General features: G+C 71.0%; 23 protein-coding genes. 13 read left to right on the forward strand and 10 right to left on the reverse strand.

The genetic code is table 11. The annotated features are described in order from the left end of the window. Positions 1-228: 228 nt before the first annotated feature. From GWK25_RS03020 to GWK25_RS03030, 3 genes are all read left to right on the forward strand, one after another. Positions 229-1,623, forward strand: a complete 1,395-nt coding sequence (locus GWK25_RS03020) for a helix-turn-helix transcriptional regulator (RefSeq protein WP_308404162.1) — start codon at positions 229-231, stop codon at positions 1,621-1,623. A 103-nt stretch (positions 1,624-1,726) separates the two neighbouring features. Next, complete coding sequence (locus GWK25_RS03025) at positions 1,727-2,083, forward strand: DUF805 domain-containing protein (RefSeq protein ID WP_215448374.1); 357 nt, start codon at positions 1,727-1,729, stop codon at positions 2,081-2,083. A gap of 65 nt (positions 2,084-2,148) precedes the next feature. Further along, positions 2,149-3,051: an SAM-dependent methyltransferase gene (locus tag GWK25_RS03030; RefSeq protein WP_215448375.1), complete on the forward strand. Its 903-nt coding sequence runs from the start codon at positions 2,149-2,151 to the stop codon at positions 3,049-3,051. A gap of 89 nt (positions 3,052-3,140) precedes the next feature. On the opposite strand, the gene GWK25_RS03035 is transcribed toward GWK25_RS03030, so the two are convergent. Further along, the gene (locus GWK25_RS03035; protein WP_215448376.1) at positions 3,141-4,073 is read right to left on the reverse strand and encodes a phosphotransferase family protein; all 933 of its coding nucleotides are present in this window, start codon (positions 4,071-4,073) and stop codon (positions 3,141-3,143) included. A gap of 128 nt (positions 4,074-4,201) precedes the next feature. Between GWK25_RS03035 and GWK25_RS03040 the strand changes: the two genes are divergently transcribed. Next, the gene (locus tag GWK25_RS03040) at positions 4,202-5,482 is read left to right on the forward strand and encodes a PLP-dependent aminotransferase family protein (RefSeq protein WP_251828684.1); all 1,281 of its coding nucleotides are present in this window, start codon (positions 4,202-4,204) and stop codon (positions 5,480-5,482) included. Positions 5,483-5,512: 30 nt separating this feature from the next. Here GWK25_RS03040 and GWK25_RS03045 read toward each other — a convergent pair whose 3' ends face one another. The 3 genes from GWK25_RS03045 to argS all read right to left on the reverse strand — a co-directional run bounded on the left by GWK25_RS03045 (position 5,513) and on the right by argS (position 9,166). Next, a complete protein-coding gene (locus GWK25_RS03045) occupies positions 5,513-6,319 on the reverse strand; it encodes a nucleotidyltransferase domain-containing protein (RefSeq protein ID WP_215457164.1) in 807 nt (268 codons plus the stop codon). Between the two features lie 91 nt (positions 6,320-6,410). Further along, a complete protein-coding gene (locus GWK25_RS03050; RefSeq protein WP_215448377.1) occupies positions 6,411-7,220 on the reverse strand; it encodes a DUF4253 domain-containing protein in 810 nt (269 codons plus the stop codon). 164 nt (positions 7,221-7,384) lie between these two features. Further along, complete coding sequence (gene argS, locus GWK25_RS03055; RefSeq protein ID WP_215448378.1) at positions 7,385-9,166, reverse strand: arginine--tRNA ligase; 1,782 nt, start codon at positions 9,164-9,166, stop codon at positions 7,385-7,387. 309 nt (positions 9,167-9,475) lie between these two features. Here argS and lysS point away from each other — a divergent pair, with 309 nt between their 5' ends. Next, positions 9,476-11,227 carry a lysine--tRNA ligase gene (gene lysS, locus GWK25_RS03060; protein ID WP_215448379.1) on the forward strand — a complete coding sequence of 584 codons (1,752 nt, stop codon included), beginning with the start codon at positions 9,476-9,478 and terminating at the stop codon, positions 11,225-11,227. Between the two features lie 87 nt (positions 11,228-11,314). Here the strand turns inward: lysS and GWK25_RS03065 are convergent, their stop codons facing one another. The 3 genes from GWK25_RS03065 to GWK25_RS03075 form a co-directional block, all read right to left on the reverse strand. Further along, a complete protein-coding gene (locus tag GWK25_RS03065) occupies positions 11,315-12,745 on the reverse strand; it encodes a DUF2637 domain-containing protein (protein WP_215448380.1) in 1,431 nt (476 codons plus the stop codon). 133 nt (positions 12,746-12,878) lie between these two features. After that, positions 12,879-13,862: a hypothetical protein gene (locus GWK25_RS03070; protein ID WP_215448381.1), complete on the reverse strand. Its 984-nt coding sequence runs from the start codon at positions 13,860-13,862 to the stop codon at positions 12,879-12,881. A gap of 133 nt (positions 13,863-13,995) precedes the next feature. Next, entirely contained in the window at positions 13,996-14,919 is a 924-nt protein-coding gene (locus GWK25_RS03075) for a DUF3558 domain-containing protein (RefSeq protein WP_215448382.1), read from the reverse strand. Positions 14,920-15,123: 204 nt separating this feature from the next. On the opposite strand from GWK25_RS03075, the gene GWK25_RS03080 reads away from it, so the two are divergent. Both GWK25_RS03080 and GWK25_RS03085 read left to right on the forward strand, forming a co-directional pair. Further along, on the forward strand, positions 15,124-16,317 hold the full coding sequence (locus GWK25_RS03080) for an RtcB family protein (RefSeq protein WP_215448383.1): 1,194 nt from the start codon (positions 15,124-15,126) through the stop codon (positions 16,315-16,317). An 80-nt stretch (positions 16,318-16,397) separates the two neighbouring features. Continuing rightward, on the forward strand, positions 16,398-16,733 hold the full coding sequence (locus GWK25_RS03085; RefSeq protein WP_215448384.1) for a YnfA family protein: 336 nt from the start codon (positions 16,398-16,400) through the stop codon (positions 16,731-16,733). A gap of 46 nt (positions 16,734-16,779) precedes the next feature. On the opposite strand, the gene GWK25_RS03090 is transcribed toward GWK25_RS03085, so the two are convergent. Further along, a complete protein-coding gene (locus GWK25_RS03090; protein WP_215448385.1) occupies positions 16,780-17,223 on the reverse strand; it encodes an ester cyclase in 444 nt (147 codons plus the stop codon). 103 nt (positions 17,224-17,326) lie between these two features. Here GWK25_RS03090 and GWK25_RS03095 point away from each other — a divergent pair, with 103 nt between their 5' ends. The 4 genes from GWK25_RS03095 to GWK25_RS03110 all read left to right on the forward strand — a co-directional run bounded on the left by GWK25_RS03095 (position 17,327) and on the right by GWK25_RS03110 (position 20,123). Continuing rightward, positions 17,327-18,103, forward strand: a complete 777-nt coding sequence (locus tag GWK25_RS03095) for an SDR family NAD(P)-dependent oxidoreductase (RefSeq protein WP_215448386.1) — start codon at positions 17,327-17,329, stop codon at positions 18,101-18,103. Then, positions 18,103-18,273, forward strand: a complete 171-nt coding sequence (locus GWK25_RS03100) for a hypothetical protein (protein WP_215448387.1) — start codon at positions 18,103-18,105, stop codon at positions 18,271-18,273. Before GWK25_RS03095 ends, GWK25_RS03100 begins: the two co-directional genes overlap by 1 nt. Positions 18,274-18,372: 99 nt before the next feature. After that, on the forward strand, positions 18,373-19,509 hold the full coding sequence (locus tag GWK25_RS03105) for an LLM class flavin-dependent oxidoreductase (RefSeq protein ID WP_215457165.1): 1,137 nt from the start codon (positions 18,373-18,375) through the stop codon (positions 19,507-19,509). After that, on the forward strand, positions 19,506-20,123 hold the full coding sequence (locus tag GWK25_RS03110) for an FMN reductase (RefSeq protein ID WP_215448388.1): 618 nt from the start codon (positions 19,506-19,508) through the stop codon (positions 20,121-20,123). Before GWK25_RS03105 ends, GWK25_RS03110 begins: the two co-directional genes overlap by 4 nt. Before the next feature lie 26 nt (positions 20,124-20,149). Here GWK25_RS03110 and GWK25_RS03115 read toward each other — a convergent pair whose 3' ends face one another. Next, complete coding sequence (locus GWK25_RS03115; RefSeq protein ID WP_215457166.1) at positions 20,150-21,409, reverse strand: glycosyltransferase family 4 protein; 1,260 nt, start codon at positions 21,407-21,409, stop codon at positions 20,150-20,152. 292 nt (positions 21,410-21,701) lie between these two features. Between GWK25_RS03115 and GWK25_RS03120 the strand changes: the two genes are divergently transcribed. Next, on the forward strand, positions 21,702-22,445 hold the full coding sequence (locus tag GWK25_RS03120; protein ID WP_215448389.1) for a response regulator transcription factor: 744 nt from the start codon (positions 21,702-21,704) through the stop codon (positions 22,443-22,445). Positions 22,446-22,457: 12 nt separating this feature from the next. Continuing rightward, on the forward strand, positions 22,458-24,038 hold the full coding sequence (locus tag GWK25_RS03125; RefSeq protein ID WP_215448390.1) for a HAMP domain-containing sensor histidine kinase: 1,581 nt from the start codon (positions 22,458-22,460) through the stop codon (positions 24,036-24,038). A gap of 87 nt (positions 24,039-24,125) precedes the next feature. Here GWK25_RS03125 and GWK25_RS03130 read toward each other — a convergent pair whose 3' ends face one another. Next, positions 24,126-24,896: a transglutaminase domain-containing protein gene (locus GWK25_RS03130; RefSeq protein ID WP_215448391.1), complete on the reverse strand. Its 771-nt coding sequence runs from the start codon at positions 24,894-24,896 to the stop codon at positions 24,126-24,128. Positions 24,897-24,926 lie beyond the last annotated feature (30 nt).

Here is a 24,926-nt window from a genome sequence, read left to right on the forward strand (position 1 = left end):
AGCAAGTGGAGAAGGCTGAGAACAAGTGCTCGAAGCCGTGCCGCTCGACCGGTCTGCCGGGAGCGGCGTGCTTGGATGACCCAAGCTTGTGGGGTGATTCGTCCCGGCCGCCACAGCCGACGGACGATCAGGGACGCTGGAACGCTCGCGAGGGCGCTGACCTGCGAGAACGCCCCTTCCCTGGAACGCGGAACGGGACGCGCGGGACATGAGGGGACGGAGGAAGACGTGTCGGGGAGCGGTACCGCGGGCGGCCTGGGGGCCGATTTCGCCGAGCTGCTGCGGGAGTTGAAGGAGCGCTCCGGGCTGAGTTACGGGGTGCTCGCCAAGCGGCTCCACATGAGTACGTCGACGCTGCACCGCTACTGCAACGGGGACGCCGTACCGACGGACTACGCCCCCGTCGAGCGTTTGGCCCGTCTCTGCAAGGCGTCCCCGGAGGAGTTGGTCGAGCTCCACCGGAGGTGGGTGCTCGCGGACGCGACGCGTCGGCGCAAGGGGGGTGACTCCGTCGGGGCGGCGGCGGAGGAGGAGCGTGCGCGTGATGCGGGCGCCAGTTCCGCTCCGGAGGGGTCCGGTTCGGCGGTCGAGGAGCCCGGGGGCGCCGACGCGGAGACGGTGATCGGGGGTGCCGTTTCCGGTGGGCCCCGCGAACGAGGGCCGGCCCGGCGGCGTACGCGGGTCGCTCTGGTCGCCGGGGTGGCCGTGGCCGCCGTGCTCGGGGCGGTGACGCTCGCCCTGAGTCTGCCCTCCGAGGGGAAGGAGGACGGGGCCGGGCGTACGGCCGGGGCCGCGTCCGTCGGCAGCGGCGGTGCGGAGGAGGCCGACGGCGGCTCCGCCTCGCCGAGCGGAGCCTCGCCCTCCGGGGCCTCGAGTCAGCCGGACGGCAAGAAGGGCAAAGAGGCTGGCAAAGGGGCGGGGGCCTCGGCCACCGAGACTCCGACGGGCGGTGCGGGCGCGGGCGGGGCGGACGCGTCCCTTCCGGCACCGCTGAACGTGAAGGTCGAGCCGTACACCTGGGAGGACCCCTGCTCGCAGCGGTACCTGGCCGACCGAGAGCCGGCGGAGGTGGGGCCGCCGCCGCTGGAGCAGGACGCGCCGGCCTGGGTGTCCTCGGAGGGCGCTGTGGCCTCGGGGCAGCAGTTCCTGACGCTGACCGTGCAGGGCACCGGCGAGGAGACCGTCGTCGTACGGAGTCTCAAGGTCCGGATGACCGACAAGCGGTCGCCCCTCGCCTGGAACGACTACGCCATGGGCTACCCGGGTGTCGGCTGCGGGGCCGGTGTCCCGACCCGCTCGTTCACGATCGCCCTCGACGCCGCGCGTCCCGACGTGAAGCCCAAGGCGGGCAGCAAGAACTTCCCCTACTCGGTCAGTCAGTCCGATCCGGAGGTGTACTACATCACCGCCGACGCCTCCGCGTACTACGTCAGCTGGTACCTGGAGCTGGAGTGGACCGCCGGATCCCGCAGCGGCATCCTGACCCTGAACGACGACGGGCGGCCGTTCCGTACGAGCGGCAACAACGCGCGACCGGCGTACGAGTACCCGCTCGGCGGCCCGAAGTGGGTCCCGGAGGGGACGACGCTGGGGGAGAGCGAGGACGAGGGCGGGGGTGAATGAGGACGAGGGCGCTAACTGATTGACGAGTTCTCATCAATCGGCATAGGTTCTGCGCCTGCCCCCGATTCCCGGGGTGGACCTATGCCGATTTTCGGGGGAAGCCATGAACTGGTTCGTCGAGGTGCTCAAGAAGTACGCGGTCTTCAGCGGGCGTGCGCGTCGCCAGGAGTACTGGATGTTCACGCTGATCAGCTCGCTCATCTATGTCGCTCTGTACGTCCTCGGTCTCGCCCTGGACTCGCAGGCGCCCCAGCTCCTCCTCAGCCTCGCCTTCTTCCTGCCGTCCCTGGCGGTCAGCGTCCGGCGGCTGCACGACACCGGCAAGAGCGGCTGGTGGGTCCTCATAGGGCTCGTTCCCTGTGTCGGATTCATCTTCATGATCGTCTTCATGGCCACCGAGGGCCAGCGGGGCGACAACCAGTACGGTCCCGACCCGAAGGCCTATCCGGTGCAAGCCTGACGCGGCAACTCCCCTGGGGCGTTAGGTTGTTGGTCATTCAATGACCAACCCCCAGGGAGAGCCCGATGGCCGGTGACGCACTCAGCCAGGACCCCGCCGCGTTGCGGAAGAGGATCGACACCACCCATGCGCACCCGGCGCGGGTCTACGACGTCTTCCTGGGCGGCAAGGACCACTACCCGGTGGACCGGGATGCGGCCGGCGCGGCGCTGGCCGCCAATCCGCGCGGCTATCTGGACGTCCGGCACAACCGTGACTTCATGCGCCGCGCGGTGACCACGCTCGCCCGGGACGAGGGCATCCGGCAGTTCCTCGACATCGGCACCGGCCTGCCGACCGCCGAGAACGTCCACCAGATCGCCCAGGCGGTCGTCCCCGATTCACGGGTCGTGTACGTCGACAACGACCCGGTGGTGCTCGCGCACGCGCGCGCGTTGCTCACGAGCGGGCCCGAGGGGGCCACGGACTACATCGACGCCGACCTCAAGTCGCCGGCGAGCATCCTCGAAGAGGCCGCGAAGACACTCGACTTCGACCAGCCGGTCGCGCTGTGCCTGGTGGCGATCCTGCACTTCGTGGAGGACGACGAGGCCTACCCGGTGGTGCGGGAGCTGGTGGAGGCGCTGCCCGCCGGGAGCCGGCTGGTGCTCAGCCATCTGACCGAGGACCTCAACCCCGCGAAGATCCGCGCGGTCCAGGAGACCTACACCAAGCGCGGGTTCACCTTCGTGCTGCGTTCCAAGAGCGAGGTGGCACGGTTCTTCGAGGAGAGCGGGCTCGTGGTGGAAGAGCCCGGGGTGGTGCCGGCGCACCACTGGCGGTTCTCCGAGGGTGCGCCGGTGCCGCCGGAGGTGGAGCCGCATGTGTTGGCCGGGATGGACGACATCGAGCGGGTCCGGTATCGAGACATCAATGATGTGACCGACGCGGACATCAATGTGTATGCGGCGATGGGGCGTAAGGGGTAGGGGGTTCTGGGTTCGTCGTCTGATGCGGATGGGGGGCTTGTCGCGCAGTTCCCCGCGCCCCTGAAGGACGGGGCTGCGCCCCCTGTCCTTCATCCCCCCGTTCCGAACCACGTCTCCGCCAGCGAGTCCAGTGTCTTGCTGGGTGGGGCCGGCAGCATCCGCAGGTACCAGTTCAGGTCGCTGTAGACGTGCAGGAGCGTGTAGGCCATCAGTTCGCGGGGGTCGAACGGGGGTTGGCCGTAGGCCTCGTAGAAGAGTTTCAGGAGGGCGGGGTCGGCCCGGGTGAGGTAGAGGCCGACGCTGACGAAGTCGTAGGCGGGGTCGCCGACCATGGCCGGCTCGAAGTCGAAGAGGCCCGTCAGGCGCCAGCCGTCGTGGGGGTCCACGGTGAGGTGCTCACGCATGAACTCCGTGTGCAGCAGCACCGGGCGGCGCGCGGCGGTCAGGGGCACCGAGCGCAGGAAGTCCGGGATCTGTTCGAGCCACGGCTCCGTGAGGCCGCCGCTCCGATGCTGCTCGACCGCCTCCGCGCGCTGGGCGGCGATGAACCGGCCCCAGTCCGGCGGCCCGGTGAGCGGGACGACCGGCGAGGCGTCCAGGGCGTGCAGGGCGGCCAGTCCCTCGGCGGCCTCGGCGACGATACGTTCCTGGTCGGGCCGGGGGATCCGGGGCCAGACCTCGTTGAGGTCCTCGCCGGGCAGCCGGGACATCAGCACATAGCGCCAGCCGTTCTTGTACTGGTCCGCCGAGTGCAACCTCGGTGTGGGGATGGGGAGTTTGCCCCACAGTATCGACAACAGGCGGGCCTCGCGGACCGCTTGCGCGGCTTCGAAACCCGGATACAGCTTGAGGACGAGGGAGTCGCCGACGGCGTACACCGGCAGCGAGCCCTCGGGAAACCGTACGATCCGCGCGCCTGCGAGGCCGAGCGAGCCGCAGAGATCCTGGGCAGCCGGACGCAGCAGCGCCTCGTCACCGACGACTTCTTGCAACTCGTCGTTTGTGTCCACGCTGGGCAGCATGCGCGCAGCCTAGGGGGTGAGGGGGGCCGTCCGCATCGCGAAAATGGTGGATGTAGGGGGCATGTACCTGGCTAGGGTGCGGGCAGGGGCGGGACCGTGCCGTCCCGGAGTGGCGAAGGAGCCGTGGGATGGGTGCCGTGGATGCCGAGCGGGCCGCGTATGACGTGGGGTTTGTCGCGAAGACGGGGGCCGAGGACGGTTTTGGGGACGAGAGCGGGGCGGGCGCCGGTGCGGACGTGCCCGGCTTGGCCCGGCGGGTCGCGGTCGTCGGGGGTTCCCCCGTTCGTGACATCCTCGCCGTCACCTCGCGTCCCGAAGTCGTCAACTTCGCGGGTGGGCTGCCCGCGCCCGAGCTGTTCGACACGGAGGGGATAGCGGCCGCGTACCGCGATGTGCTCGCCGAGTCCGCGGGGCGCGCCCTGCAGTACGCGACGACCGAGGGCGAGCCGGTGCTCCGGGAGGCGCTCGCGGCGCGGTACGGGGCGCGCGGACTGCCGACCGGCGCGGACGGAGTGCTCGTCACCACGGGGTCGCAGCAGGGGCTGTCGCTGCTCGCCACCGCGCTGCTGGAGCCGGGGGACGTCGTCCTGGTCGAGGACCCTTGCTATCTCGCGGCCCTTCAGGCGTTCCGGTTCGCGGGGGCGCGGGTGGTGGCCGTGCAGGGCGACGCGCACGGGGTGGATCCGGTGGCGCTGGAGGAGTCGGTGGTACGGCACCGGCCCAAGCTCTTCTACACCGTGCCCACGTTCCAGAACCCCACCGGGCGCACACTCCCCGCCGAGCGGCGGGCGGCCGTCGCCTCCGTCGCCGCCCGGCGCGGCCTGTGGATCGTCGAGGACGACCCGTACGGCGAACTCCGCTTCGAGGGCGACCGGGTGCCGTGGATCGCCTCGTACCCGGGCGCCGAGGACCGTACGGCGCTGCTGGGTTCCTTCTCCAAGGTCATGGCCCCCGGGATGCGGCTGGGCTGGCTGCGCGCGCCGGCGGGGCTGCGGCGGGCGTGCGCGGTGGCCAAGCAGGCGGCCGATCTGCACACGCCGACCGTCAACCAGCTCGCGGCGGCGCGGTATCTGGCCGACCGTGATCTGGACGCCCACGTCGCCCGGGTCGCCGGCGCGTACCGGGAGCGGCGCGACGCGATGCTCACGGGTCTCGCCGAAGCGCTCCCGGAGGGCTCCACCTGGAACCGCCCCGAGGGCGGCATGTTCCTGTGGGCCCGCCTCCCCTCCTCCCACGACACCGGCGCGCTGCTCCCGCGCGTCGTCGCGCGGAACGTGGCGTACGTGCCCGGGGCTCCCTTCTACGCCGGTGAGCCCGACCGGTCGACGCTGCGGCTGTGCTTCGTGACGCAGACACCGGAGGAGATCCGGGAGGGGCTGCGGCGGTTGGGAGCGGGGTTGCGGGGGTGAGGAGAAGGAGGACCGGCCCGCCCCTGCTCGTCAGGGACGCGGGGCCTTCTCGCCGTGCACGGCTGTGTATTCGGCCGCGAGCCACGGGCCGAGGTCGTCGATGAGCGTCCCGAGGACCGCCGGGTCGGGTGAGGGCGCGCGCCCGGCGGACGCGGCGACACGCATCTGCTCGGCGTGCTCCGGGTAGTAGCTGCCGAAGATCGCGGCGGACCGGTCGAGGTCGCTGGTCCAGCCGCCCCAACGGGGCATGACCAGGGTGAAGCCGGTGCGGACGAGGCGGCGGCCGACGAGACGGCCGAGGAGCCGGAGATCGGCGTCCGTGGTGGCTTCGGCTGCTTTGGCACGCCAGCGGGGAAGCACGCGGGCGAGGTCACCGTTGGTCTCCCGCGCGAGCAGGGATGTGGGGCGGTAGCGGGGCAGCTGTGCCGCGAGGTCGGGGCCGAGCAACGGGGTGCAGAGGCAGGCGATGAAGAAGCCGCCGTCGTGACGTTCGACGTCGCTGAGGAGAACCCGGGTGCTCGTCAGCAGGATCCCGACGCCGTCGATCTGAGGGAACGCGCGGTCGAGCGCGGCCTCGATCGCTGCGGCGTCGGCCCGGTCGGCTTCGGTGGGCTCGTGGTGGAGGGCGAGTTGGAGGTCGAGGTCGGAGACACCGGGGGTGGCGGTGCCTCGGGGGACGCTGCCGTAGAGGTAGGCGCTGTGCAGGCGAGGTCCGCCGAACGTCTCGGTGAGGTGCGCGCGGGCGGCATCGACGACGGGGACGAACGCCGCCGGCACGCGGTCCAGCGCGCCTTCGCGTGCGATCGTTCCGTCGCGGTCCAGCCCTCGCTCATCCATGCTCACCATGGGGCCACTGTGCCTTGTACGGCTCTTGCGTGGCGGTGTGTGTCCGTACGGCCCTTGCGTGGCGGTGTGTGTCCGTACGGCCTCAGTCCCACCAGAAGGACCAGACGGGCTCGCCGAGGAGGGTGCGGGCGTAGGAGGCGCGGGTGCCGTCGGGTGTGCCCTGCCAGATGTTGTCGGGGCAGAAGGCGAAGTGTTCGGCGGCCACGGCTTCGGCCTCGGCCTCGGTGGTGGGCGGGGCGGCGACCGAGAGGACGAGCTGGTCGAAGGTCAGGGCGACGACGCGTATGCCGAAGCGGTCCTCCCAGGAGCGCAGCACCGCGCAGAGCCTCGCCACGTCGTTCTCGTGGTTCGTCGGGCCGGTCCAGCCGATGGCCGCCGGGATGTCGGCGCTGCGGCGGGCGAAGACAAGGGCGAGGCGCAGGTCCTTCAGCCGGGAGGGGTCCTTGACGAGGGCGTCGGCCGTCTCGACGGCCAGGGCGTCGGGGTCGGGCGCCGTGTCCGGGGCGGTGTCCGGGGCTTCGGCGAGGCCCGGCCAGTCGGGGTCCTCGGCGGTGGCGGACTCGTCCCAGAACTCGGCCAGGACCTCGTCGGCGTCGTGGTCCCCGGGGTAGGACATCTCGCCCGGACGCAACTCCCATTCCTCCGGCCCGCCCTGGCCGTCCCCGACGTCCAGGAGCACCGGGAGGAGGCCGGCGCTGCGACGGGCGGGCTGGACGGCTGCCCAGGCGCCCGGCGCGGCCGTCTCGTCCGCGCACCACAGCAGTGGCTCGTGCCACGGGCCGTCGTCCGTCGTGTCGATCAACCTCCCCTGCGGGAGCGGGATCTCAAGCCCGAGCACACGCCCGCTCGGGTCGGCCGCCAGCTGGGGCAGCGGGTTGGGAAGTGTCGCCATGGGGGCGACTGTAGGCGCCGCCTCTGACAACGGCCCGACCGGTGGTGACGCGACGGACATCGCCGCCTCCCGGACGGCTGAGCGGTACCGCGAACGGAACAGAGAGCGGGCCGCCGGTGTACGGCGGCCCGCTCTCCCCGTTCTCGCGCTCTTGCCGGTCGAGGTCAGAGCTTGTCGGGCGTCCTGATGCCCAGCAGGGCCATGCCCCGGTGCAGGGTGCGGGCCGTCAGGTCGACCAGGAACAGACGGTTCTCCACCTGCGCCGGGGTGTCGGCCTTCAGGACCGGGCACTGGTCGTAGAACGCGGTCAGCAGGGTCGCCAGCTTGAAGAGGTACGCGGCCAGCTTGTGCGGCTCGTACGACTCCGCGACCTCGGCCACGGTCTCGCCGAACTGGTCCAGGTGCAGGCCCAGCGCACGCTCGGCCGGGGCCAGTTCGAGCTCCGGGTGGGCGGCCGGGCGGGCCTCGCCCGCCTTGCGGAGGATCGACTGGATCCGGGCGTACGCGTACTGCAGGTAGACGGACGTGTCGCCGTTCAGCGAGACCATCTGGTCCAGGTCGAACTTGTAGTCCCGGACGGCGGAGGTGGAGAGGTCCGCGTACTTGACGGCGCCGACACCGACGTAGCGGCCGTTCTCGACGATCTCCTGCTCGGTCAGGCCCACCTTCTCGGCCTTCTCCCGGACGACGGTCGTGGCACGGTCGATCGCCTCGTCGAGCAGGTCGACCAGGCGGACCGTCTCGCCCTCACGGGTCTTGAACGGCTTGCCGTCCTTGCCGAGGACCGTGCCGAAGGCGAGCTGGAACGCCTTGACGTCCTCGTCGTTGAGCCAGCCCGCCCTGCGCGCGGTCTCGAAGACCATCTTGAAGTGCAGGGACTGGCGGGCGTCGACGACGTACAGCAGGGAGTTGGCCTTCAGGTTGAAGACGCGGTCCCTGATGGCGGACAGGTCGGTGGCCGCGTAGCCGTAGCCGCCGTCGGACTTCTGCACGATCAGGGGGACCGGGTTGCCGTCCGGACCCTTGATGTCGTCGAAGAAGACGCACAGCGCGCCCTCCGAGCGGCCGGCCACACCCTGCTCCTCCAGCAGGCGGCAGGTCTCCGCGAGCATGTCGTTGTAACCCGACTCGCCGACGATGTCGGCGTCCCGGATGTCCATGTCGAGCTTCTCGAAGACGGAGAAGAAGTAGATCTTCGACTCGTCCACGAACTTCTGCCAGGTGGCGAGGGTGTGCGGGTCGCCGGCCTGGAGGTCCACGACCCTGCGCCGGGCCCGCGTCTTGAACTCCTCGTCGGAGTCGAAGAGCTTCCTGGCCGTCTTGTACAGCCGGTCCAGGTTGGACATCGCGGCCTCGCCGGACGCCTGGAGGTCGCCGTCGGACTCCTTGTGGTCCAGCTCGTGCGGGTGCTCGTCCAGATACTGGATGAGCATGCCGAACTGGGTGCCCCAGTCGCCGATGTGGTGCCTGCGGACCACGTTCTCGCCGGTGAACTCCAGGATCTGCACGACCGCGTCACCGATCACGGCGGACCGGAGGTGACCGACGTGCATCTCCTTCGCCACGTTCGGCTGGGCGTAGTCGATGACCGTGGTGCCGGGGCGCTCCGCCGTGGGGACGCCGAGCCGGCCGGTGTCGTCCGCGTACCGCGCGGCGAGGTTCTCGGTGATCGCGCCGTCGGTGAGGGTGATGTTGAGGAAGCCGGGGCCGGAGACCTCGATCTCCTCGATCAGCTCGCCGGACTCCACCTGGGCGACGACCTGGGTCGCCAGCTCCCTGGGGTTGGCCTTGGCCTTCTTGGCCAGTGCGAGGATCCCGTTCGCCTGGTAGTCCGCCCGGTCGCTGCGTCGCAGCAGCGGGTCCGCGTCCGCGGTCGGCAGGGTGGCCGAGAGGGCGGTCGCGAGGCGCTGGTGGACGGAGGCGGTGAGGGACGTGACCGAAGCCATCAGGGGGAGCCGTTCTCCTCGGGGTACGGGTGGATGTCGTTCAGTATCCCACGGGGGTAAAGGGGTTTTTCTGTGGTGCCTCGGGGGGAGGGAGTGCGGGTCTCGTCGGCGGGCGCGGGTGCGTGGGGCGTCTCGCGCAGTTCCCCGCGCCCCTGAAGGATCAGCCCCACCGGAGCCACACCCGCCCACGCACCCGTACCCCCGAGTTATTGGGCGCCCGGTTCGACCCACGGAGTGAAAGGCTGGGAGAATGGCGCGGTCGCCCGGGACCGTAACCGGCGGCCATGGAAACTCCAGGAAAAAGAGGACGTGCCGATCGTGGCTCAGAGCACCGAGACCACCGACTGGGTCTCCCGTTTCGCGGATGAGGTCATCGAGGAGTCGGAGCGTCGGGCCCCGGGCAAACCCGTCGTCGTCGCGTCCGGGCTGTCGCCGTCCGGCCCGATCCACCTCGGCAACCTCCGCGAGGTCATGACCCCGCACCTCGTCGCCGACGAGATCCGCCGCCGCGGCCACCAGGTCCGGCACCTCATCTCCTGGGACGACTACGACCGCTACCGCAAGGTCCCGAACGGCGTCGAAGGCGTCGACGAATCCTGGGCCGAGCACATCGGCAAGCCGCTCACCTCCGTGCCCGCCCCCCGGGGCTCCGCCCACCCCAACTGGGCCGAGCACTTCAAGGCGGCGATGGTCGACGCGCTCGCCGAGATGGGCGTCGAGTTCGACGGGATCAGCCAGACCGCGCAGTACACCTCCGGGGTCTACCGCGAGCAGATCCTGCACGCCATGAAGCACCGCGGGGACATCGACGCGATCCTCGACCAGTACCGCACCAAGAAGGCCCCGGCGGGCTCGGCGAAGAAGCAGTCGCAGAAGCCGGTCGACGAGGCCGAGCTGGAGGCCGCGGAGGGTTCCGGCGCCGCCGGCGAGGACGACGGCAGCTCCGGCACCGCCGGGTACTTCCCGTACAAGCCCTACTGCGGCGAGTGCGGCAAGGACCTGACCACCGTCACCGCCTACGACGACGACACCACCGAGCTGACCTACACCTGCACCGCCTGCGGCTTCTCCGAGACCGTCGCGCTGAACGAGTTCAACCGCGGCAAGCTGGTCTGGAAGGTCGACTGGCCGATGCGGTGGGCGTACGAGGGCGTCGTCTTCGAGCCCAGCGGCGTCGACCACTCGTCCCCGGGTTCGTCCTTCCAGGTCGGCGGGCAGATCGTCGGGATCTTCGGCGGCGAGCAGCCCATCGGGCCGATGTACGCCTTCGTCGGCATCAGCGGCATGGCCAAGATGTCGTCGTCCAAGGGCGGCGTGCCCACGCCCGCCGACGCGCTGAAGATCATGGAGCCGCAGCTGCTGCGCTGGCTCTACGCCCGCCGCCGGCCCAACCAGTCCTTCAAGATCGCCTTCGACCAGGAGATCCAGCGGCTCTACGACGAGTGGGACAAGCTCGACGCCAAGGTCGCGGACGGGTCCGCCCTGCCGGCCGACGTCGCCGCGCACTCCCGCGCGGTGCGCACGGCCGCCGGTGAGCTGCCTCGCACGCCCCGCCCGATGCCGTACCGGACCCTCGCGTCCGTCGCCGACATCACCGCGGGCGCCGAGGACCAGACGCTGCGCATCCTCAGCGAACTCGACCCCACCGACCCGCTCGCCGGCCTCGACGAGGTGCGGCCGCGGCTCGACAGGGCCGAGGCCTGGATCAACACCCAGGTGCCCGCCGACCAGCGGACCATCGTGCGCGAGGAGGCCGACGCCGAGCTGCTGAAGTCGCTCGACGAGGCGTCCCAGCAGTCGCTGCGGCTGCTGCTCGACGGGCTCGCCGAGCACTGGTCGCTGGACGGGCTGACGCACCTCGTCTACGGCGTGCCCAAGGTGCAGGCCGGGTTCTCCGCGGACGCCACGCCCAAGGAGCTGCCGCCGGAGATCAAGACCGCCCAGCGGTCGTTCTTCGCCCTGCTGTACCACCTGCTCGTCGGGCGGGACACGGGGCCGCGACTGCCCACGCTGCTGCTGGCGGTGGGGCAGGAGCGGGTGCGGGCCCTGCTCGGCGGATAAGGCCGCGTCGCGCACACGCACACGAGGGAGGGGCCCCGGTGATCATCACCGGGGCCCCTCCCTCGTGTACGCGGGTAAGTACGCCGGTTACGCGATGTGCTCGTCGGTCAGTTCCGCGTTGAGGCGGTTGGAGAAGCGATTCACCATGCGCTTGGCCTCGGCCTCTTCGAGCGTGACGCCGTACGTCGACTCGATGTCGCCGATGAGGGCGCGGGGGGTGGGGGCTCCGTTGCCGCCCTTCGTGATCTCGCGGAAGACCTGGTAGTAGTCCTCCTCCGTCGGCTCCGGGGCGCCGCCGCCCTCGCCCAGTTCACGGGTGCGGTTCGGGCCGGAGGGGACGGGGAAGCTGCCGGTCTCCTCCGACTCCGAGGAGGGGCCGGGGGAGGGGGCGGCGGGGCCCTGGAAGTCGGGGCCCTGGAGTTCCGGTGCCTCGAACTGCTGCTGCTGGAAGCGGGGGTCCCGGGGGTCCGGCTGGAAGCGGCGGTACTGCTCGTCCTGCGCGTACTGCTCGTACTGCTGCGGGTCCTGCTCCTGCTCCTCGTACCACTCCCCGTACTGTTCCTCCGGCTCGTACGACGGGTCGTAGCCGCCCTGGTAGGGGACTTCCATGGGGTGGCGGGCGTGGAGCCAGGGGCTTTCGTCGACCGGGGGTGCTTGGTCGGCGTAGCTCTGTTCCTGCTGCCCGGTGTTTTCCGGCCGCTGCTGGGTGGGGGTGCTCTCCAGCTGGGGGCGCTGCTCGCTGGGAGGTGCCACTGCGCCCACCTGTGCCGGCCCCGCGGCACGACTGCCCGCGGCTGAGGTGATCTCCGCCGGTGGCAGGACCGCCGGTTCTATGCCTGCCGCGGCCAGGCCCGCCGGGGCCGTTTCCGCGAGGGGGACGCCGTAGCGGGCCAGGCGCAGCGGCATCAGGGACTCGACCGGGGCCTTGCGGCGCCAGGCGCGGCCGAAGCGGGAGCGCAGGCGGGCCTGGTAGACGAGACGTTCCTGCTCCAGCTTGATGACCTGGTCGTAGGAGCGGAGCTCCCACAGCTTCATCCGGCGCCAGAGCAGGAAGGTGGGGACCGGGGAGAGCAGCCAGCGGGTGAGGCGGACGCCCTCCATGTGCTTGTCGGCGGTGATGTCGGCGATCCGGCCGACCGCGTGCCGGGCCGCCTCGACCGCGACGACGAACAGGATCGGGATCACCGAGTGCATGCCGACGCCCAGCGGGTCCGGCCAGGCCGCCGCGCCGTTGAACGCGATCGTCGCCGCCGTCAGCAGCCACGCCGTCTGGCGCAGCAGCGGGAAGGGGATGCGGATCCAGGTCAGCAGGAGGTCCAGGGCGAGCAGGACACAGATGCCCGCGTCGATACCGATCGGGAAGACGTAGGAGAAGTTCCCGAAGCCCTTCTTGACCGCCAGTTCCCGGACCGCCGCGTACGAACCCGCGAAGCCGATCCCGGCGATGATGACAGCGCCGAACACGACCACGCCGATGAGAACGCGGTGCATTCGAGTCAGCTGCATTGGCGCGGCCACCCGTACTCCCCTCCCCTTGCGTGTTGTTGCGCGCAACAGAGTGGCACATGTGTACGGCAAACGGGTTGCCGGATGGCAACGAGCCCGGCCCCCGAGGGGACCGGGCTCCGGCGAACAACCAGGTGAACGGCGGCTACGACTTGCTCTTCCGGCTGCCGGAGGTGGACGAACCCGAGTCCGAATCGGAATCCGAGCCACCGCCCCCGTCCGAACTGATGTCCGCTCCGGAACCGCCCGACGACGACGCCTTCGTCGCCTCGCCCGACGGTGCCTTGGAAGCGCTCTTCGACGGCGACGACGACGGCGACGACGAGGCGTCCGAACCGTCGTTCGCGTCCTCGACCGCCTCCACGACGTCCTCGGCGGCGGACTTCGCGGACTTCAGCAGCGCGGCCGCGTCCGGTGTCTTCTCACCGGCCAGACCGGCGCCGTTGTAGTCGAGCGTGATGACCACGTTCTCCGTGCGCACCACGACCGTCTGCTGCTTGAAGGTGTCGCCGTCCTTCTTCAGGTCGTACTTGACCACCGTCGCCTGGTCGCCCAGGCCCGTCGCCGGCTCCGTCTTGACGTTCTTCGCCCCGTCCACGGCCTTCGCCGCGGTCACCTTGGATTCCAGCGCCTTGGCCGCGCGGTCCTCACCCGGGCCGTTCGCCTCGTCCGAGGCCAGCAGGTGCAGGGAGACGCTCAGCCAGCGGTACTGGGAGCCGTCCACGCCGTTGTTGTCGAGGCTGATCCAGCGGCAGTCGCCGCTCACGTTCGCCTCGGCCTTGTTGATCGCCTTGCCGGACTTCACGCCCTGCGGCACCAACGACTTCAGCGTCTTGGCGGGGAACACCTCGCACGCGTCCGGCAGCGTCGCGTACTTCGCCGCGACGACCTCCGGCGTGGCGCTCTCCTCCACCGACTGCTTCGCGCCCGCCGGCGTCTCGTCACCGGAGGCGCCGTCGGAGCCGGAGTCCGACGAACAGCCGACCGCCAGCAGCATCACCGGCACGACCGCCGCGCCCGCGAGGACCCGGGCCCGGCCGGGACGCCCACGCCGTCCGACTCGCGTCACCCGCACCGAAGGCGCGACGCGCGGCGACTGATGCTGATCTGACTCTGCGGCTCGTTGCATGGTTCCTTCACAATCGGACACATTCGGACACCTTCGGAGTGGTTCTCCGAGAGGCCACCGTACGCGGTGAAGAAGAAGTGCGGTTCTGGTTCGGGTGGTTCACGTGTGGGCCCGAACCACCCCCGAACGCCGCTCAGTCGTCGAACGCCTCCGCCAGCCGCTCCGCCAGATTCCGGGCCCTGTCCTGCAATTCCTCACTGTCCGGCACCGTCGTCGTGGTCGCCGGCTGCTCCTCGTACTCCACCGTCACGATCACGTTCGACGTGCGGAACACCACAGTCACCGTCCGCTGCCCACTCGTGCCGAGCGCGTCGTCGAGGAAGGCCTCGTCGCCGAGACCGTCCAGCGTGCGTGGCTGGAGGGAGGCGGGGGTCCCGGAGGGGGAGGGGGTGGTGGATCCGGTGGTTCCGGATGAACCCGGCGAACCCGACGAACCGGCGGTGTTCGATGTGTTCGAGGATCCGGCGGAAGGGGACGCCGAGCGGGACACGGAGGCCGAGGGGTTCGCCGACGCCTTCTCGGCGTCGTCCCCCGTGGTCCCCGTCTCCTCCGGCTCGTCCGTCTCCTCGTCGGTCCCGTCGTCGTCCCCGGCCGAGACGGTCGGCGTCGGCTCCGGCAGGTCGGCCGCCTCGACCTTCCCGCCGTACACCTCCTGCGCCTTGCTGTCGTCGCTGACCGTGTTCTGGTACGACCCGATCCGCTCGAAGTCGACGAAGAGATAGTGGGTGGCGTCCGCGGACTCCACCTTCCAGCGGCAGCCGGCCTTGCGGTCCGTGTCGTACGTCTGGGTCGCGTCGCCCTCGTACGCCTGCTCGCGCTGGGCGGCGTCGGGGAGTTGCCCGATGCCGGGCAGGAGGGTGTCGAGGGTGTCCTGGTCGACCGAGCCGCAGGGTTCGGGGAGCGTGTCGTAGCGGCCGGGCTGGGCGACGGTGGCCGAGGTGGTGGCCTCGCCCGGGCGGGGGTCGTCGGGGGAGGCGTCGTCGCTCGATCCCGTGCACGCGGCCAGCACTGCCGCGAGGAGCACGGCGACGCCGGGTACGTACGCCTTCCGCTGCACGGTGGGGCTCCTCTCGACGGGGTCCCTCGGGACGCCTGCGCAGTTCTGCCTGTGGTTATTCACTTGCCGCCCGGGGGTGACCCCCGGGCACCATGTGTATCGCACGCACTGCTGTGAACGCCGGTCCGGCATCCCTTTCGTAGACCTTGGCGACGGTTTTGCGTTCCGCGAACTTGAATGGCTTTCCGGGGGAATGAGGGCGAAATGTCGTACGTCGAGATACCGGGTGCGAAGGTGCCCATCCGTATGTGGACCGACCCCGCGTCGGTGGAGGAGGGTGCGCTCCAGCAGCTGCGGAACGTCGCCACGCTCCCCTGGATCAAGGGCCTCGCCGTCATGCCGGACGTGCACTACGGCAAGGGCGCGACGGTCGGGTCCGTCATCGCCATGCGGGGGGCCGTGTGTCCGGCGGCGGTGGGGGTCGACATCGGCTGCGGGATGTCGGCGGTGAAGACGTCGCTGACGGCGAACGACCTGCCGGGCGACCTGTCCCGACTGCGGTCGAAGATCGAGCAGGCGATCCCGGTGGGCCGGGGGATGCACGACGACCCCGTCGATCCGGGCGACCTGCACGGCTTCGCCGTCGGGGGATGGGACGGGTTCTGGGGGCGGTTCGACGGGGTGGCGGAAGCGGTCAAGTTCCGTCATGACCGTGCGGAGAAGCAGATGGGAACGTTGGGTGGAGGAAACCACTTTGTCGAAGTCTGCACAGATTCGACTGGTTCTGTCTGGCTGATGCTGCACTCCGGCTCCCGGAACATCGGCAAGGAGCTGGCGGAGCATCACATCGGCATCGCCCACAAGCTTCCGCACAACCAGGGCCTGGTCGACCGTGACCTCGCCGTCTTCGTCGCGGACACCCCGCAGATGGCGGCGTACCGCAACGACCTGTTCTGGGCGCAGGAGTACGCGAGGTACAACCGCTCCATCATGATGGCGCTCCTCAAGAACGTCGTCCGCAAGGAGTTCAAGAAGGCGAGGCCGACCTTCGAGCCCGAGATCAGCGCCCACCACAACTACGTGGCCGAGGAGCGCTACGACGGCATGGACCTGCTGGTGACCCGTAAGGGCGCGATCCGCGCGGGCTCCGGCGAGTACGGGATCATCCCGGGCTCGATGGGCACCGGTTCGTACATCGTGAAGGGCCTCGGCAACGAGAAGGCGTTCAACTCGGCCTCGCACGGCGCAGGTCGGCGGATGAGCCGGATGGCGGCGAAGCGGCGCTTCTCGACCAAGGACCTGGAGGAGCAGACGCGGGGCGTGGAGTGCCGCAAGGACTCCGGTGTCGTCGACGAGATCCCGGGCGCCTACAAGCCGATCGAGCAGGTCATCGACCAGCAGCGGGATCTGGTGCAGGTGGTGGCGAAGCTGAAGCAGGTCGTGTGCGTGAAGGGCTGACTCGGAGCGCGGCGGTGGTCCGGATCCGCTGAGCGCCTTCGCCGCGCGGCGCGGCGCACGCGCCGTGCGACGCTGGCCGCATGGTGATCGTGCGGTCCGTCGTGCTGTTCGTGCTTGCCGCGTTGTTCGAGATCGGTGGGGCCTGGCTGGTGTGGCAAGGGGTGCGGGAGCACCGGGGGTGGGTGTGGGTCGGGGCCGGGGCCGTGGCGCTGGGGGCGTACGGGTTCGTGGCGACGTTCCAGCCGGACGCGCACTTCGGGCGGATCCTCGCCGCGTACGGGGGGATCTTCGTCGCCGGGTCGATCGCCTGGGGGATGGTCGCGGACGGCTACCGGCCCGACCGCTGGGACGTGACGGGCGCGCTGATCTGCCTCGCGGGCATGGCCGTGATCATGTACGCGCCGCGCGGGGGGTGACGGCGGCCGCCGGCTGCGACGGCTGTCGCCCCGGGACGGCTGCCGGCTACGACGGCTGTGCCGGCTCCTCCGGCAGGAGGCCGAGCTGGTTCAGGAAGTCCAGCTGGTCGAAGTAGAGCCGGTAGCTGGTGATCTGTCCGTCCCGGACGGTGGCGAAGTCCACGCCGCGCATCCTGACGTTCCTGTGGGTGGCGGGGACGGACGTGCCGTCGGGGAACGCCAGCGGGCCGGTGTTGGTGCCGCTGAAGATGCCCTCGTCGATGGCGGTGTCGCCGACCTCGAAGGAGGAGAGCGACTCGTACCTCGCCTCGGGCATGGCGTCCGTCATCTGCCGCCAGTACTCGGCGATGGCGTCCCGGCCGTGGAGTTCTCCACCGTCGGGCGTGTGGGCGACCGCGTCCTCCGCGAAGAGGTTCGCGACGGTCTTGGGGTCCTGATGTGTGGTGAGCGCCTCGGTGAGCTGGTCCATCAGCTCGCGCGCCTGTCCCATGATCCACCTCCTGTACCGGGGATCACCTCTCTCATTGTCCCACCGCCCGCCTATCCTGGCCGGGCAGAACCGACGTCCGATTCGCACCGCCCAGGAGCAGCTCATGGCCACCGCCGTACCGTCCGCCGCCTCCCGCATCGCCGTCGTCACCGGGGCGAGCAGCGGGATCGGCGCCGCCACGGCCCGGCAGCTCGCGGCGGCCGGGTACCGGGTCGTGCTCACCGCGCGGCGCAAGGACCGCATCGAGGCGCTGGCCGAGGAGATCAACCGGGGCGGCGGGCAGGCCACGGCGTACGCCCTGGACGTCACGGACCGCGCGGCGGTGGACGAGTTCGCGACCGCGTTCAAGACGATCGGCGTGCTGGTCAACAACGCGGGTGGCGCGCTCGGCGCCGACCCGGTGGCCACCGGTGACCCGGCCGACTGGCGCACGATGTACGAGACGAACGTCATCGGCACCCTCCATGTCACCCAGGCCCTGCTGCCCGCGCTCACCGCGAGCGGTGACGGCACGGTGGTCGTGGTGTCGTCGACGGCGGGGCACGGGACGTACGAGGGCGGTGCGGGCTATGTCGCCGCCAAGCACGGCGCGCACGTCCTCGCGGAGACGCTGCGGCTGGAGATCGTGGGGACGCCGGTGCGGGTGATCGAGATCGCGCCCGGCATGGTCAAGACGGACGAGTTCGCGCTGACCCGCTTCGGCGGCGACGAGGCGAAGGCGGCGCGCGTCTACGAGGGCGTCGCCGAGCCCCTGACCGCCGACGACGTCGCCGACACGATCACCTGGGCGGTCACCCGGCCCAGCCATGTCAATGTCGACCTGCTCGTCCTGCGCCCGCGCGCGCAGGCCTCCAACACCAAGGTCCACCGGGAGCTGTGATGGCGATCGAGGGTGCCCCGACTCCCGACGGCGACCTGACGCCCGAGAAGCGCCGGCTCGCCGAGGAGAAGAAGAACGAGCGGTACGTGTGGTGGTACCTCGCGTACTTCCTCTTCGGCATCCACCTCGTCGCCTTCGTGATGATCTACGCGGTCATGCACGCCAAGTAGCGACAGGACCGCCACCGACAGCGCGGGAATAGAGGAGAGAGGGCCCTCGTTCACGGGTATAGTTGAATCGTAAACAACCTGGAGAGGGTGGCAGCGATGATGCAGTTCGGGATCTTCAGCGTCGGTGACGTGACGCCGGACCCCACCACGGGCCGGACGCCGACCGAGCGCGAGCGCATCAAGGCGATGGTCGAGATCGCGCTGAAGGCGGAGGAGGTCGGCCTCGACGTCTTCGCCACCGGTGAGCACCACAACCCGCCGTTCGTGCCGTCCTCGCCGACCACGATGCTCGGCTATGTCGCCGCGCGCACCGAGAACCTGATCCTCTCCACCTCCACGACCCTCATCACCACCAACGACCCGGTGAAGATCGCCGAGGACTTCGCGATGCTCCAGCACCTGGCCGACGGGCGCGTGGACCTGATGATGGGGCGCGGGAACACCGGGCCGGTCTACCCGTGGTTCGGACAGGACATCCGGCAGGGCATCAACCTCGCCGTCGAGAACTACGCGCTGCTGCGCCGACTGTGGCGCGAGGACGTCGTCACCTGGGAGGGCAAGTTCCGCACGCCGCTCCAGGGCTTCACCTCCACGCCCCGCCCGCTGGACGACGTACCGCCGTTCGTCTGGCACGGCTCCATCCGCTCGCCCGAGATCGCCGAGCAGGCCGCGTACTACGGCGACGGCTTCTTCCACAACAACATCTTCTGGCCGGCCGACCACACCAAGCGGATGGTCGAGCTGTACCGGCAGCGGTACGCCCACTACGGGCACGGCACGCCCGAGCAGGCGATCGTCGGTCTCGGCGGACACATCTTCATGCGGAAGAACTCGCAGGACGCGGTACGGGAGTTCCGGCCGTACTTCGACGTCGCGCCGGTCTACGGCAACGGGCCCTCCCTGGAGGACTTCGCCGACCAGACGCCGCTCACCGTCGGCTCGCCGCAGCAGGTGATCGAGAAGACGCTGGCGTTCCGCGAGTACGCCGGTGACTACCAGCGGCAGCTGTTCCTGATCGACCACGCGGGGCTGCCCCTGAAGACGGTCCTGGAGCAGCTCGACATGCTCGGCGAGGAGGTCGTGCCGGTGCTGCGGGAGGAGTTCGCGAAGGGGCGGCCGGCGGACGTGCCGGACGCGCCGACCCACGGGTCGCTGCTGGCCGCGGCGGGGAAGCGGGACGCCGACCGGCGGGACGCGGAGAACAAGGACGCGGAGAAGAAGGAGAGTGTGTCGTGAAGCTCGTCGTCGTCTCGGCGGGGCTGAGCGTGCCCTCGTCCACGCGGCTGTTGGGCGACCGGCTCGCCGCCGCCGTGGTCGGGCAGGACGCGTCCGTCGAGGTCCAGGTCGTCGAACTGCGGGACCTCGCGGTCGAGATCGCCCACAACTTCACCAACGGGTTCCCGGGCCGGAAGCTCGCCGCCGCGTCGGACGCGGTGGCGGGGGCGGACGGGCTCGTGGTGGTGACGCCGGTGTTCTCGGCGTCGTACAGCGGGCTGTTCAAGTCCTTCTTCGATGTGCTGGATCGCGACGCGCTGGCCGGGAAGCCGGTGCTGATCGCCGCGACCGGGGGGTCGGCCCGGCATTCGCTGGTGCTGGAGCACGCGTTGCGGCCGTTGTTCGCGTATCTGCGGGCCGTCGTGGTCCCGACCGGGGTGTACGCCGCGTCCGAGGACTGGGGCGCGCAGGGGTTGGCCGGGCGGATCGAGCGGGCGGCGTCCGAGCTGGCCGGGTTGATGGCTGGGCTCTCCCGGCGGGGGGCTCCGCCGGTCGAGCGTGGGACCGGCCCCGCCGAGACCGAGGGGTTCGTTGTTGTTCCCTTCGAGGAGCAGTTGGCGGCGCTTCGGGGCTGAGATGCGCCGTGGGGGTGCTGTGAGAGTCAGGCCGCGCGTTGTGTGCGGTTGCTCGCGCAGTTCCCCGCGCCCCTGAGGGGCGCGAGTACCCGGCGGCGCAGCCAGCCCTTCGCCCTCGTCGATTCCCGTTCCCAGGTGCGCCGGAGCTTCGTTTCGCGTAGCTCTGCGAACAGGTATTCGTACTTGGTGACGATGGGAGCCGGGTCGTAGCGGTGGGCGCTCGCCAACGCTGCTCGGCCCATGGCGCGGCGCAGGGACGGGTCCGCGGCGAGGTCGAGGATGGCTTCGGCCAGGGCGTGCGGGTCGTCGACCGGGACGAGGCGGCCGTCGACGCCGTCGGTGATGATCTCGGCGGGGCCCAGCGGGCAGTCGGTGCTGACGACCGGGACCCCGCAGCGCATGGCCTCGACGAGCGTCATGCCGAAGGACTCCGCGTCGGAGGCGCTGACCACGATGGAGGCCCGCGCGAACTCCTCCTCGATGGGGGTGTGCGGGCCCATCAGATGGGCCCGGTCGGTGAGGTGGAGCTCCTGGACGAGGCTCTCCAGCCGCTCCTGCTGCTTGCCGCCGCCGTAGATGCGCAGCTGCCAGTCCGGTTCCTTCGCGGCGACCCTCGCGAACGCCTCCAGCAGCAGGTCGAAGCGTTTGCCGCGGGCGAGGCGGCCGGCGGCCGCGATGACGGGGGCCGTGACGTCCGACGGGGCGACCTGGGCCTCCGGGACGATGTTGGGCACCGACATCACCCGTACGCCGGGCAGTTTCATCCGTGCGCGGTACACCGCCGCGTCCGCCCGCGTGGTCGTGACGACCGCGTCCAGGGTGCGGTAGTGGCGGGCGAGGACCTTGCGGAGCTGCTTGGTGTGGGCGTCGTGGCGCAGGTGTTCCTGGGCGATGCGCAGGGCGCGGCGGGGCGCGAAACGGGAGACGTAGACGTTGATCCCGGGACGGGTGCCGATGACGACGTCCGCGTCGCAGCGCGCCAGGTACTCGCGGACCCGGAGGTCGGTGAGGCGGCTGTACTGGCGGTGCCGCTTGTCCTCGGCCGGGAAGTCCGTCGCGGGCTGTGCCTGGGCCGGATCGCGCAGGTCGGGGCTGTAGGGGCGGATGTCCACCAGGGGGACGAGCGTGACCCGCGGATCGACCGTGAAGCGGGGCTCCTCCAAGTGGCGGGCCATCGAGGCGATCTCCACGTCGTGGTGGTCGGCGAGCGCCGACGCCACGTTCAGCGTCGTACGGACGGTGCCGCCGATGGCGTACGCGTTGTGCAGCAGGAACACGATCTTCATGCGGCGGCTCAAGGCCCTACCTTCCCGACGGAGTGAGCGGTGCGGTGATGCAGTTGTGCAGAGATGGTGTTGTTATCCGATGTTGTGGTTGGTGGTGCTTGTTTGAGTGGTTCGGACCCTTTGTACTCCATCTGCTCGCTCTGCCCGGGTTCCCGTGCGGCGGGGTGTCACACGGACACGCTGCTCCCGGGGAGTAAGCCGGACGCGCGGGCGGGGTGAGAGGCCGGTAAGAAGGGCGGTCCGGCGCCTGCGACGAGGTGGTGGGGGCCCGTGACCTTGGCAGACTGGTGGGGTGCCCCAGAACGTGCTGCTCGCCGAGGACGACCGCGCCATCCGTCATGCCCTGGAACGCGCGCTGACCCTGGAGGGGTACGAGGTCACGGCGGTCGCCGACGGCGTCGAGGCGCTCGCCCAGGCGCACCGCAACCGGCCCGACGTGCTCGTGCTCGATGTGATGATGCCCGGCATAGACGGCCTCCAGGTCTGCCGGGTGCTGCGCGCGGAGGGGGACAGGACGCCGATCCTGATGCTCACCGCGCTCGTGGAGACCGCCGACCGGATCGCCGGCCTCGACGCCGGGGCGGACGACTACGTCGTCAAACCGTTCGACGTGGAAGAGGTGTTCGCGCGGTTGCGGGCGCTGCTGCGGCGGACGGGCGGTTCGGACGGGTTCGCGGCTGCGGCCCCGTCATCGACGGCGGCGGGCCAGGCCCCTGCCGCGGCCCCGGACTCCGGCGGGCTCCTCACGGCCGCCGGGCTGCGCATGGACGTGCAGGCGCGGCGGGCGTGGCGCGGGGCGCGGGAACTGGAGCTGACCCGGACCGAGTTCGACCTGCTCGAACTGCTGGTCCGCAACGTCGGCATCGTCCTCGACCACGCGACCATCTACGACCGGATCTGGGGCTACGACTTCGGTCCCGGTTCCAAGAACCTCGCCGTCTACGTCGGTTATCTGCGCCGCAAGCTCGACGAGCCCGGGGCGCCGGCGCTGATCCACACCGTGCGGGGTGTGGGGTACGCGCTGCGGGAAGACTGAGGACGGCGCGCGATGTCGCCGCCCCGTGGCGTCCGGCTGTCCCGGCTGCTCTCCCGGCTGCGTCCGGTCCCCTCGCTGCGGGCCACGTTCACCGTGTCGTTCGTGGCGGTGGCGTGTGTCGTCACCGTCCTCGTCGGGATCCTCAGCTACAGCGCGGCGGCGCGGCTGGTGCGGGTGGACGAGCAGACCGTGTTCGCCGAGGTCGTACGGGATCTGCGGGAGCTGGTGGAGCAGGACCCGCTGACGCCGGAGGACTTCGCGCCGAGCGACAGCGGCGGTCCGCGCGACGACCTGATCCGCTCCGGGCGGACGGACGTCCAGGTGCTCGGCCCGCACGGGGAGATCCTCGACGAGGGCGCCCCCGGCCTGCCCGTCCGTGACGCCGACCGTCGTACGGCCGACGCGGACCTGGCGGGGGTGACGGTGGAGCACGGCGAGGTCGAGGTCGGCAACGACCGCTACCGGGTGGTGACCGTCGCCCTCGGCGGCGGGCGGGGCGCGGTGCAGGTCGCGCAGGAGTTCAGCGACACGGAGGACCTGCTCCGGGAGTTGCAGCAGCGGACCCTGCTGTTCGTCTCCGGTGTCGTCGTCTCGGCCGGGCTGTTCGGGTGGTGGCTGGCGCGGCGGCAGACCCGGCGGCTGGTGCAGCTGGCGGGGGCGGCGGAGGACGTGGCCCGGACCGGGCACCTCGGCATCCAGGTGCCGGTCGCGGGCCGGGACGAGGTGGGGCGGCTGGGCCGCTCCTTCGACCGCATGCTGGTTCGGCTCGCGCAGTCGGAGGAGGACCAGCGGCGCCTGGTCCAGGACGCGGGACACGAACTGCGCACCCCCCTCACCTCCCTGCGCACCAACATCTCCCTGCTCCGGCGCATCGACGAGCTGCCGCCGCGGGTGCGGGAGGAACTCGTCGACGACCTCTCCCAGGAAGCCCTGGAACTGACGGACCTGGTCAACGAGTTGGTCGACCTCGCGGCCGGGCAGTCGAGCACCGAGCCGGTGCAGCGGGTGCAGTTGGCCGACCTGGCGGAGGACGTCGCCGGGACCGCGCGGCGGCGCACCGGGCGCGAGATCGTCGTCCGGGTGGCCGGGGACACGACCGTCGAGGGCAGGGCCGGGGCGCTGCAGAGGGCCATCTCCAACCTGGTGGAGAACGCGGCCAAGTTCGACCGCGGCGGCTCGGGGGCGATCGAGGTCGTGGTCGCCCGGGGGGCGGCGGACCGTGGCGAGCTGGGCGGACCGGGTGAGCGGGGGGACCACGGCGACCTGGGCGGGCTCGCCGGTCCGGGCGGACCCGGCCACGACCTGGACGTGGTCCGCGTCGAGGTCCTCGACCGGGGCCCCGGTGTCCCCGACTGCGACCTCGAACGCATCTTCGACCGCTTCTACCGGGCCCCGGACGCCCGCAGCCTGCCCGGTTCGGGCCTCGGCCTGTCGATCGTCCGAGCCGTCTCCTCCGCACACGAGGGCGCCCCGTTCGCCTTCCGTCGCGAGGGCGGGGGTCTGGTGACCGGCTTCACGGTACGGGGGGTCGCCGACGGCGGAGGGGCCGACGGCGGAGGGGCCGACGGCGGCGCCGGGCGACGGGGCGGTTGACGGTACGTGCCGGTGTGCGACGGTCGATGAGGTGGACGAGGTCGACGAGGTGGACGGGGCGCGCGCGGCTCGGGCGGAGTGGGTGGGTCAGGGCGTCGGGCGGGTCGCCCCCGCGCTCCAGCGGCCGAGCACCGGCTCGCTGAGGGTGCGGGCCGTCCAGCACAGGGTCTGGCCGTGGCGGGTGAAGAGTTCGTCGCGGTCGTCGAAGTGGCCGAGGTCGGCGACGACCCGGGCGGAGAGGTCGCAGGCGGGACCGGATCCGGTGCCGGCCTCGGTGCCACAGGCGTCCCAGTTGACGCCCGTACGGGCCACCGCGTCGAAGAGGGTCTCCCCGCCCTTGTTGGCGAAGCCCGGGCTGTCGCCGCCCGGGGCGGGAGAGCCGAAGAGTTCGCCGATGGGGACCCAGGCGCCGCTGATCCTGAACTCCGGCCAGGCCAGCAGAACCTGCTCCGGCACGAACGGCTTCAGCCGAGGGAACCGCGGATACCAGAAGGTCCCGTCCACCAGCAGCCCGCGCACCCGCGTCCGTACCCGGACCGCCCGTGCGACCGCCTCCAGCGCCGCCATCCGCTGACTGCACGAGCCGCGCCGCAACCGCAGCGTCCGCGACACCCGCCGGCGGTCCTCCACCGAGTACACGGGCCGTACGTCCCGGGCGATGATCCGGTGCGCGGCCCGCAGCGCGTCACGCGGAGTGGCCTCGCTCAGCACCCGGCGCGCGACCGCCGCGACCAGCGGATCGTCGTGGTCCAGGATCTGCGTGGCCCGGGTGGAGCCGAGCACGCCCGCGGGCTCCCGCACCGTCATCGCTGACCGTTCGACCTGGGCGTTGTACGACATGAGCAACCGACTGGTCATGACAGTTCCGTCCCCGTACCCGTTGTGTTC

The organism is Streptomyces sp. ATCC 21386, from assembly GCF_018728545.1.
Taxonomy (GTDB): domain Bacteria; phylum Actinomycetota; class Actinomycetes; order Streptomycetales; family Streptomycetaceae; genus Streptomyces.